This window comes from Janthinobacterium kochi (assembly GCF_051380715.1).
Classification (GTDB): domain Bacteria; phylum Pseudomonadota; class Gammaproteobacteria; order Burkholderiales; family Burkholderiaceae_D; genus Janthinobacterium.
Genome location: NZ_JBNYXO010000004.1, coordinates 98,224 through 110,300, shown reverse-complemented (window position 1 = coordinate 110,300; position 12,077 = coordinate 98,224). Strand labels below are relative to the sequence as shown.

Here is a 12,077-nt window from a genome sequence, read left to right as displayed (position 1 = left end):
CCGCGCCGGCAGCAAGCAAGCACCATGATTTAATGGGCTTCACTTTGATTCAGGGTCAATTCAAGCATCATCGGTTGGCGCATGTCTGGCGGAGGCACCTCAGGCAAGACCCGCGCAGTCATCAGCGCACGCAAGTCCGCATCGGCCTGCGCCTGGCCAAGCGATGCGAACTCGACACGCTGAACCTGGCCCGATGGCGCCACCCACACCCGTACGATCAACGGCGGGGGCACGAACTGCCCGCCTTGCGCGCTGCGCTCCTGCATCCAGGCATGCAAGCTCGCCGCAGTATCGCTGGCAGGGTCACTGAGCCACGCCTCAAATTGCGTTCCTGCCATCTGCGCATAACCGATCCATTGCTGCGGAATAGTCTGCGCAGACGCGGCCGGTAGTTGTGCTGCCACTACCGTCAGGCCTATACCAAGGGTGGCCAGCATGTTCAACATGCGCTCTATGCCGCGTTGAACGATGCCGGGCAGAACGGTGGATACGGTTTTTTTCTGGTCGCCTGAATGCTGCATGCTCTTCCTAGTCAAAATAATGCGTCGGTCGTCCTTGGCGACGTCAGCCGCGGACGATGCCATGCTCACCCCCGCCAAACCGGCAGCATCGCCATGTTTCCATGTTTATCAGCGGGACTATGATACAGACGAGATTTGCCGCCCGCGTATGCCGTTTGTCACGAAAATGTCATGCGCCCGCCTATTTCTTGATCTGACGCTGCTCGGCCGGCGTCAAGCGCGCAAGCTGCGCAGGAGTCAGATCGCCCTGCCCAAGTACCTGAAATGCGCTATTCGTATCGTAGCGGGCGCCGCCCTGCACCGAGCCATGCGATGGCGCCGCGTCAACATTGCCGTTCGCCGGCAATAGCTCATTCCCGAAGCCCAGCACGCGCACAGAAAAGATCGACGGCAGGTTTCTGCGGGCATCGTTGCGCTCGCGCTGCAGCACGTCCTGCGCCGCCGCCGTGGCCTGCGATGCTGCCGCGCTGGCATTGCTCAAGGCGCCGACGTTCACCGAGGCCGCCGCTGGCAAGCCTTTGGCTTCCCCCTTGACCTTGATGTTGTCTGCATTGAGCACCTGCAAAGCCATGATGTTGAGGTTGCCGGCAACACGGATACCGGCATCCCCAGCATTGATGACGCCTTCCGGTGCGACCAGGTCGACGTCGCCGTCGCCAACGGTACCGATACCACTGCCACTCATGTCCGATTTTTCGCGAACAATGGTGTGACCGTCGACATTGGTGACGACCTCCGGTGCCGATGGTACCCGCACCGTCTTCGAGCCGCGACCGGCATCGATGCCGCCCCGGCTGGACCAAATGATCTGGTCGCTGCCACGCAGCGTCGCTTCCGGGACGAAAGACAGAATACGCGACTGATTGACGACGACATCGTCCTTGGCAAACACATTGATGTGGCCGGAGCCCAGCGTCACCAGGCCGTAGCCGGCCGGCACGGCGGCTCCCAGCGAGGCGACTTGCACACCGCCGCCTGGCGTGAGGACGTTGATGTCGCCACAGGACATGGTGCGTAGCATCATGTTATTGGCTGAAACATTGCCTTTCCATCCATCGCCCGGGAACAAGGTGGCGATCGCCTGGTAGCCGCGGTTGTAGCCGCCGTTGCGCGGCACGCCATCGACGCCGGGCTCACCTTGATCGCGGCCAGCCTCGCGCAACTCCAGCAAGTAGACCTGGCGCAGGAACTGCTGTTGCGCCAACTGGGGCAAGGACTGGAAGCGCGTCCAGGCGTCAACTGGAGCCAGGTCTTGTCCTGTCATGTCCTTCATGTAGGAAACCAGGCCGCGGCGGGTGACTTTCTGCTGCCCGTCGACCCGCGTTTCGATACTGTCGGTAAGGTAGATCGGCAGCATGCCGCCATCGGGCGCTGCGGCTTTGAGATACTCCGGCATGGTGGCGACCCTGGCTGGATCGAGGTAGGCGCTGGCAAAGACGTCGTAGCCGGTTGCGCTGTGCATGCCCGCCATCAGCGTGATCGACGCGCCCTGGGATGGCAAGCCATTGATCTGCGTTTCTGCCATCGGCCGATTGTCCGCATCGGTGTAGCGCTGGTTCGCCAGGGTTTGAATTTTCAAGTTATCCGCATAGATGTCGCGCCCGGCGGACAAGGTCAGGGCGCCGGGTCCCTGCACGGCGATGCTGCCGGTATCGCTGACCTGATTGCTGATCGCGGCACGGACATTCGTCATCGCGAGGATATCGTTGCCGGCTTCCAGCAACGTCACATCGCTCGGCCGTATATTGCGCGCATTGAGCCGCATCCCGCGGATATCCAGGCCCGCGCGTATCCAGGTCTGTTCATTCGCCGTCAAGTCCAGTCCCAGGATGGAACCCGCTCCCGCGTAAATACGGCTAGGCGCAAAATCACGCGCCAGGGGCAAGACATCTGGATTGCTCATGGCACGCATGTAGGGATCGCTGAAATACGATGCGCCCGGCCTGTCGATCTGATTCGCCAGCAAGGCATCCATGGCAATCTGACTCACGCTGCCTGGCATGAAAGGGGAAGGCATCATGCCAGGTGTCGCATATGGCATGACCACTTGTGCCTCGACATCGCCATATAGACGCAATTCTCTCAGTTCGTCGCGATTTTGCGTCGCAAAACGTATGTCGTCTTGCGCGATCAATTGCACATCATTCGTGGAGCCGGCCATGCCCCTCAGCGGCCCTTGTATTTCCAGACTGCCATTGAGCGCAAACGCTGCCAGGCGGGCGGGGAAGCGATTGCCCCCATGACCAATCAAATTATTCTGAGCAGTATGGGCAGGCTTCAAGGACACGTCGTGAAACACAAAATCGGCCTGATTGACGAAGGTGATATCACCCCCGGTGGAAACCAGTTTGAGCGCAGTGCGATCGGTATAGCCGCTCATGTAGGCGGCGTAATCCATCCTCGCCAGCGTCCCCGTACCATCGTCGCCATAACGGACAAGCAGCGGATCGATCACGGTTTGCAGGCGCAGATCGCCGGCTGTGCGTACATTCAGCGTGGCGTCGCCGAGCGCCAGTATGGGTGCGACGGAAAATGTAAAGACGCGGCGATCAGGCTCATCATCATTCCAGACGACGGAAACGCTATTGCCAACAGCGGTTTCACCGGCCTTGATATCGCCCGTGCCCCGCGCAATGTAATACTGGCCGCCACGGATAGCGCCGCCGGCTTCGACGTTCATGCTGCCGCCATTGCGCGTTTCCATCGTCATCGCTTCGCTGGCGGCAAGACCGCCGCGCATGCGCATCGTCGTCGGCAGCACCACCACCAGATTGTTCAGGTCGCCACCGGCGTTGACGGTGACATTGCCGCCCCCGAGGGCGCCCACGCCTTGCTGGAAAGCAGCATAATTGACCCACCAGCTCGATTGTTCAGCCGGCAACATCAAAAGCCCATAGCTGCCATCTGGCCGCCAGCCATAGACATTACTCTCGTACTCGCCAAAGTAACGCTGTTTGTTCAAGGTCCCCTGCCGGTTCAGCCACTCCGTGAAGCGTTGCCCGGCAGGCTGCGCCGTCATGCTGCCCTGCGCACCGATATCGAGATTGCCGCCTTCGATACCGTATGCTGCACCCGCATTCGCCGTCGTGAAGTCGCCCCACGTCGTCATGTCCTTGCGACCTGCCGTATAAATCACGGATTCCTTGTGCGCCAGCGTCAAATCCCTGCCTGCCCGCACTTCCAGATCACCGCTACCGGTGCGTATCAGTTTCCCCGCGCCATTGTCGATCGCGGCATCGGGATTGCTGTCGGCAGTACCGATGATGATGCTGCCGCTCCCCATGGCTTGTGCTGCCAGCGGTTTCACTGCCAGTGTATTGGCCGAGTCCAGGTCGGCACCTGCGACGAGGCGCAGATTCCACGAAGCACCTTCCTGCAATTTGCCGCTACGGTCGGCACGGTCGAATCCATCGCTCAAATGACCTTTGACGCTCAGGTTGCCGCCTGCCCGCAAGGTGAGCGACCCTTGGCGCGCGGTCGCAAAGTCGTCACGCAAATTCCAGTCGCCGTTCATGCTCAGGTCGCCTGCACTTTCGATGACAATGCCGGACGTGATGGCAACATGGCTGCCGAGCCGGTTGGCGATGGCAGGCGCAGCAGCGTTGAACTGGGCAGCATCGGCGACTGCGGCCGCCTTGACGGAATCGACCGTGCTGCCGTCGTAGTCGGCCACGTTGTAGGTGGCGACGCCTTCGAGGACCGCAGACCGGGCGCCGACGATGCCAGTGTTCAGTGGCGTGGCGTCGAGATCATTGTGTGCGGCATTCTGTTGCGCACGCAACCTGACTTTGCCGCCTTCGTTACCGGCGACATCAATGCTGCCGCCTTGCAGGTTCAGCTGACCGCCCGTCGCTTCGACGGTGACGCGGCCACTGCCGAAATCACCGGTGGCGCCTGCCAGCAATTGCGCGCCGGGGCCCAGCGTCACGCCGTCACCGCCGGTGATGCGAATCGCGCCGCCATACGCAGCCCGGGCGTCAATGGTGCCGCTGACGCTGATACTGCCTTGATCGGCGCTGAGACCGAAGTTTTCCACCGTGGTCGTGCCATCGAGCCGGATGTCGCCCTGGCGGATGCGGAACTGGCGTGAACGATTCATGCCGGCTTCATTGAGGCGTTGGCTGAAGCCGGCGAAATCGCTCAATTCAGCAATATCGAGCGAGAAAGAACCCGCTTTGCCAGCAGCGCCGCCACTGCCGCCTGCCTGGGCGCGTATGCTGCCATCGAGCACAACGGTGCCGCCATTGGCTGCGGCGATATGCAGGGCGCCCGCATTGCCACCAAGCTTGTGCGCCGCCAGATTGAGATTGCTGCCGCGCTTCAGGCGTACATCGCCGCCCACCGCCGACAGTTTGATGTTGCCGGCATCGGCATATTCGGCCACGTCGAAGAATTGCTTGGCATAGCCGCCGACATCGACTTGTGCGGTATCGGCAAGAATCAGATCACCGCCGGTGGCCGTCATGTCGATACTGCCGCCAAGCGCAACGGCGCGACCGCCGAACAGGACGCTGGCGCCGGACAGGCTCAGGCGGGAGCCCAGGCTGTCCTGCAGATGCTGTTGTGCCGGATTGCCCCCGGCCGTTGCCAGCACCTGCAATGCGCCGCTGGTGCTGATGCTTTGCGCGGCACCGTCGCGGCCAGTCAGCAAAGGCGTGTTCAAGGTCAGGGCGATGGCGCCGGTATCGATGCCGCCTTTCGCGGCACCGACGATCTGCTCGCGGCCACCCAGGGCGATGGCATTGAATCCGGCAAAGCTCTTCTGGCCTGCGCCAAGGATCAGGGTGCCGGCGTCGAGTTTCAGTGTGCCGCTGCCATTGCCTGTCGCGACCAGATTGGCGCCACTGTTTTCCAGCGCGATGGCGTCGCCCTTGACGGTGATGTCACCGCCATGGCCGGCAAACGCCGCGCCATCGAATGTCAGCGCAGCGAGGCCTGCCGCGCCGAGGTCGAGCGATTCATGGAAATCAAAGCTGGAGTAGCTGCGAAAGGTCAGGTGCCTGGAATTGCTCAGTTGTGCCAGCGCTGCGGTGTCGAGCACCAGGCCGCTGCCGCCGCCAAACCCGATGCGGCCGGCCGCGACCGACAGATGGACGCCGGACAGGCGGGCAGAGGCGGCAAGATCGGTTTCACGCGTGGCGTCAAGCAGCAAGGCGCCGCCACCATTGAGTACCGCACCGGCGCCGACAGTCACCCGACCGCCGCGCGTGGTATCGACGTTCTGGCGCATCACTTTGATCGCCTCGCCATTGGCGACGCGCACCAGTGCGCCCCAGTCTTGGGCCGGCGTGGTCAGCACGTCATCCTTGGCATCCTGCGCATCGACCACCCCATCGTAGTTATCGTCGAGATTGCCGTCCGGGTCCGTATACACCGCAGCTTGCATGGGCTTGACGATGAGATCGCCACTGCTGCTGGCGCTGCCTTTGGAACTGACGACACTGCCAGCATCAATGGCGACCTGCTCGCTGGCGGCCAGGATGATTTCCGGGCCATGCAGTTCCGAACCGGCGCCATTGCGCACGACGATATTGCTGGCGGTGACATTGACCTGCGTGCCCAGCAGATCACCTTTGCGCGTACCGCCTATGAGCAAGCTGCCGGCGCCGAAATTCGACAGGCCTGCGGCATCGATGACGAGGTAGCCCTCCGCCTGCAGCGTGCCGGCATCCTGCCCGCCCCCCACGATGGCGATCTTCTTGCCGGCGATATCGACCAGGCCGCCCCGTCCGCCCTTGTCTGCCTGCGACAGCAAGCTGCCATTGAGCGTCAGCCGATTGCTGGCATCAAAGACGACGCCGCCGCCGTCGCGCGCCAGGCGCGGCGTCACGATGTCCTGGCCAGTCAGGCGGTATTGCGTGAGCTTGAACGCGTCCGACGAAAAAAAATTATTGGCAAAGGCATCGTTGTATTCGGTGTATTTGCGCAGCGTGCTGCCGGACATGACGCGCCATGCCGATGCTTGTCTGTCCTCGCTCCCGCCATACACATTGCCGCTCTTGCCTTGCATGATGAGGTGCCCCTCCGGCGTGGCAAAGCCCGGTGCGACCGGGCCGGCCCATGCATTGCCTGTCGACTGGACCGCAAAAGCGCCCGGCAGCAAGGCGTAGCGTGCCGGCAGCAAGGCGTACCAGCCGGCTGCCAGGCCGGGACCACCGGCGAGCCAGATGCGCTTGCCCGATGCTACGCCGGCAACAGGTGCGCTTGCCGGCTGGCCCGGCATCACGGCGTACATGCCGGGCATGTTGAGGATATCGTGGGAACCACCTGGGCCGGGAACGAACTCCCAGGCATACAGATCGCCGCCACCGCGAATGTCGACGACCGCGCCCTGGGCCAGGTCGATATTCGGTGACGTCATGCTGATGCGCTTCTCGGGCGGCGATGTGAGCGAACCTGTCGCCGGATTGCTGCCATCGGCCGGCCTGGCGGGGTCCTGCCAGTGCTCGTTGTTGGACAAGGTGCCATACGGCACCATCAACCCGGCACCGGAGACGGAGGTGATGCTGCCGGCACCGAGTGTCAGTTGATTGCTGGCGATCAATTCGATCTGGCCGAAGGGGGCACGCAATACCCCATTCTGTTCAATGACGGGCGCTTCCAGTCGCAATGTGCCTCCCGCCGACAATGGCAAGCCCGATGCGGTGCCCAGGCGCTCCACGGCTATCGCTTCAGCGGACACGATTTTGGCATTCACCGCCACGGACGGATAGATCTGTCCCGCGGCGATGCTCAGCGCGCCATCGACGTCCAGCACGGCAGTGCTGGCACTGGCATCGATCGGGGCGCTCGCGGCGCTGAAACGCAACTCCGGTGCATGCAATGCCGTCCGGGCAAAGCCACGAATACTCACCGGCCCGGCGATGCCGGCAGCGCCGCTCTGGCCACCGACGACATCGATAACGTCCGCGTTCAATGTCAAGCTGCCCGTGCGCAGTGCGCTTGCGGCCGGGACGGCGGCGGCGGCGGTCTGTTTGAGTCCGAGATACGCCGCTGTCAGGCTGGCATGGCCCGACTCCCCGACAGCATGACGCAGCGTGCCGTCGAGCGTGATGCTCGTGGCCGCGGCAAGCTGCACGTCACCCAATTCCACCGCGCCGGCAGAGGCCAGTCCGAGATTGGCAAAGCCGCCCCGGGAAAACGATGCCGGCCGCACCACCATGAGCGAATTGACCGGCGTCAAGGACCGCAAATCCAGGCCGACATAGTCGCGGAACAAGTCCAGCACGGTATCGTTCATGCCAAATGCCGCGTAATCGATGGCAGTACCCTGCCCTCCGCCCGCCGCGCCAGTAGCCGTCACGGCAAGGGCAAGCCTGGATGCCGAGCCTAAATACTCGTACAGCTCTTTACTGATGACCAGGGGGGGCAAACTCGGGTCCACCATCGTGGCAAAATCGAAGCCGATGATTTTATCGGCGCTACATAAACCGGCGGCCATGCAAAAATAGCCACGTACGCGCTCCGCCAGATTGGCGCCAGTCGCCGACGATGCATGCGCAATCGCCAGGGTGCCGCCCTGGGCGCCAGCGCCACCGGCCTGGCCTGCCAGCGTGCCGGCCATCAGCCCTGCGCCACGCACGCGTATCGAACCGCCATCACTCGCCAGCCCGCGTCTGGCATAACCGAGCTCTCCCAGCGCCTTGCCTGCCTCGGCCTGCTCGATCTCCCCATGGGCGCCCGACACGTCAAGCAGCGAACCGGCTGCCAGTGTCACCTCCGCGCCGCGGATATCGATCACGCCGCCAGCCCTGACCTCGCCCTGCAAATGCCCGGACTTGTCCGTATGGATCGATGCCACGCCACGCGCCAGCAATTGCGCATCCGCGCCCAGTGCGACGCTGGCGCCACTGAGTTCGATACTGCCCGCCGGGGCTTCCAGGCGGCCCAGCACCTCCAGCGCACCGCTGACGCCACCAGCGCCGAGCTGCAACCGTCCACCGTTATCGGCAATGATCGCCGCGTCCTTGCCCACGCTGATGGCGCCGTTTTCCGTCGATAACGCCAGGCCGCCCGGCTTGCGCTGCAGCCGCTCTTCCTGGCGCAGCACCGTGAGCGGCGCCACCTCGGCCAGGCTGCGGCCGGTCGCGACGTCGCGGTAGGCGAACGAAGTCAAGTCGATGCTGGCTGCCTGCTGCGCCACCGTCACGCCATCCGGCACCGCAATATTGCCGGAGCCGCGCGTGGTGACAGAGACATTGCCGAAACCGCGATCACCATACAGGCTGGCCGGCAGCAGCACGACGTTCGGCACGTCCGCCGCTCCGCCCAGTTGCACCGAGGAAGACGTTTCGATGAACAGGCTGCCGGATGAACCGGCTGCATACGCACGCAGATTCAGTGCCGCCAGGTCCATATCCGGCGTCACGCCGGCCAAGGTGACGGAGCCGGCATTTCCCACGCGCAAAGTCGGCAAGCCATTCTTGCCAGCGTCTGCACGGCCGCCGCCGGAGACATCGAGTACCGCCTCCCCTTTCGCCGTCATTTTGCCGACATTGAGCTTGATGGCGCCGCCATCGATGGCCCATGGACCTGCCGGCATGCCGTCCCGCCATGCATTGAGCCATTGCCCGGAAACATCCAGTCCGCCCTGGGCACCGATGACCAGTTGTCCGTTGGCGGAATCGAGACCGATGGAGCCGTTGGCGGAACGGATCATGCCGTTGATGCCGATATTGCCCGTCGATCCATCGGCGCCGGAAACATATAGCGCGGTGCCGGGCATGAATGCCAGATTGGCACCGCTGGCCAATTCAAAGTCGCCGCGAATGATGTTGAAATTGAGCTGCCCCATGCCTGAACTGCTCAACATGGCGTCGGCGAGCAGGGTCAATTTTTTTGATTGTGGCCTGGCCGGGTCGACGGGAATATAAAAGTCCGAACCGAGCACCGTAGTGGCGTTGAATGCACTGCCGAGGCGTTGCGGATCATGGCTGACGATGATGGTGCCCGGCGACCAGGGGCGGTCTTCCACGCTGCCGCCGCCCAATTCCAGCTTGCCGCCCGTGTTGCCGCCAGGTGCCTGCCGCTGGCGCTCGCCCACCACCACGCCACCCCACACATCGCCTTCGAGCACCATGGCATCGCCGGCAAAGATCTGTACCTCGCCGGCCTTGCGCCCCTCCGTATAGCCGGCTTCCAGCCGGTTGCCACCAATCAAGGGATTACGCCAGGTCTCCGCTTGCCCCCAGCGCGCGCTCTTGCGCGTGAAATTGCCGGCGATACCTACGTAGTCGATATCGGGCATGGCTTGATCCATCGCATACAGACGGCCATCGGCTCCCTGGAGCCTGGTGGCGTTGTTGACGCCGTCGGCATAACGGATCGAGCCACCCGATACGTCGATCATCGAACCGCCGCGCGTAATGACGGCGCCACCTGCACGCAACATGATTTTTCCGGCATCCGCCGACAGTTCATTCAGATCGGTCTTGCCAACACCAACCCAGCCTGCCATGTCGCCCAGCGGCGTGCCTACCCATGCGCCGGGCAGGTACACCAATTGACCATTCGCATCCTTTTTCTGGACCCACTTCACGCCGGCCATCGGCACATTGTCGAACACGCCGTGTGCGCGGCGGTCGACAATCACTTTTTTACCGCGTAGCCAGGAGTCCAGCAACAGTGGCGAATCACGCAGTTCATTTGTCCGCAACTCCGCTTCGATGAAGTTGCGCGACATCGCCACCAGCATGTCTTGCAAGCCAGCCACGCTCAGGAATGCATCGCCGTCGAAATAGATACGACTGGCGTCGCCCACACTCCCTTTGCGCCAGGCCTGCTGGGTAAAGATCGGATTGACAGCCGATTCCATGTTGATCTTGCCGGCAGGAACAACGACGCCTGCCTGCGATTTGAGGTCGATCAGTTGACCGTACATGCCGACCCAGCCTGGCTGGTAGCGCGTGGCAAGGGCCGACGCTTCGATTTCACTCTTGTCCGAGCTGTCCGGCAAAATTTGGGTCACACTGCCGCTGCCCAGCGTCAACGTGCCGGCCGACCAGTTGTACAGATCGTCAATGCCATCGGCGTACATATGCGTGCCCTGGCCCCAGGCGCGCAACAGGATGGAACCATTGCGGTTGTTCAATGCGGTGCTCGACATCAGCACACCGTCCTGGCGCACGTCTTGCGCTTGCAGCGTAACGTTGCCGCGATCGGCCCGCACCGTGCCGGTATTGCTTACTTCATAAGCGACCGCCTTGGCGCGCGCGGCCATTTCAGGCAAGACAACGTCGCGGATACCTGCGACGTAATTGAAATCCGCATACGCGGTTTCCAAACCCAGCGCAGCCTGCATCTGTCCACCAGTAAATACCCACCCAGGAACCGCCGATACGGCGACATCGAGGCCACGCACGGCATTCGGGTCCAGCGCCGAAGGTGTCTTCAGATAAACGTTTTCGCCGGCTGCCAGGATGACCTGGCCATCGGGCGCCGAGATATAACCGGCATTCCTGACCTTGGGCGCGAACAGCATGACCTTGCTGCCATTATCGACTTCAATGCGCGCACCTGCCTCCACCCTGACCTCTCCAGGTGGCGTGCCGGGGTCGAATCGGTCCACCAGGCCCAGCGTGTCCGGCACGGCGCCGTTACCGGCAACATAGCCTGACGCACCGTATATCGATGGTTTCTGGGTGGTAAATTCTCCGAACTGTGGAACCGGGAAATCATTGCCCTGATTGGCCAAGGTCTGCGCATTGTTAATACCGAGCTTGAATTGCTGGTCGGTCAGGCGCAGGGTACTGGCCACCAAGGTACGCGTATTCACCTGGCTATTGCCGTTAAAGATGATGCCGTTGCGGTTGATGATGTACACCGAACCGTCGGCCTTGATCTGCCCCGCGATCTCGCTGGGCTTGCCACTGGGATCGTTGACGCGGTTCAGGGCGATCCAATTGTTGCTGCCGTCCGCCTTGCTGCCGCCCTTCTGGTTGAAATTGACGATGGTGTTTTTGCCGACATTGAACGTTTCCCAGTTCAGGATTGCCTTGTCCTCCGTCTGCTTGATATCGACGACGGTCTTGCCGCCAGTTGCTGTTTGCGTCGGAGCGTTTGCATGGAGCCAGCCGGCCGTGAGACTGTTGGCGTCGACCTTCAGGCCACCTTCAGCCAATCCATCCGGCCTTGCGCCGGCGCTGGCGGCGGCAAGACGCGCGGCGGCTTGCGCCGCCTGTTGCGCGGCGACATTGCGTGCTGCCAAGGTAAGATTGGCGAACGCACGTTGCTGTTGCTGATGCGTTCCCTGTGGCTGCGGCGCGGCGCCGTTCAGGGACGTGACCGCCATGCCATTCGGCAATTTTCCGGTGGCCTGCGCGGCGCTGCGTATCGCCCCTTTCTGCGCCATCCAGGCCGCACTGAAGGCTTGCTGCGAATACGCGTTGCTCATTGCACCGCCCGTCGCCAGCATCAAGGTGATGGCTCGCGCCAATGGCTTGATGCGCCACGCCAGTTTCTCGGTGCGATCTCGACGTTGCGACAAAGCTGGGAGCATCGGTGCAAAAAAAATGGACGGCATGGGGGTTCTTTCAGTGATGGATCGTGATGGAAAGA

The 12,077-nt window shown here is 62.5% G+C and carries 2 protein-coding genes; both read right to left on the bottom strand.

Translation table 11 applies throughout. The features are described from left to right. Positions 1-29: 29 nt before the first annotated feature. Positions 30-584, bottom strand: a complete 555-nt coding sequence (locus ACQ4WL_RS10875) for a YbaB/EbfC family DNA-binding protein (protein WP_436509738.1) — start codon at positions 582-584, stop codon at positions 30-32. Between the two features lie 118 nt (positions 585-702). After that, complete coding sequence (locus ACQ4WL_RS10870) at positions 703-12,006, bottom strand: filamentous hemagglutinin family protein (RefSeq protein ID WP_436509737.1); 11,304 nt, start codon at positions 12,004-12,006, stop codon at positions 703-705. Positions 12,007-12,077 lie beyond the last annotated feature (71 nt).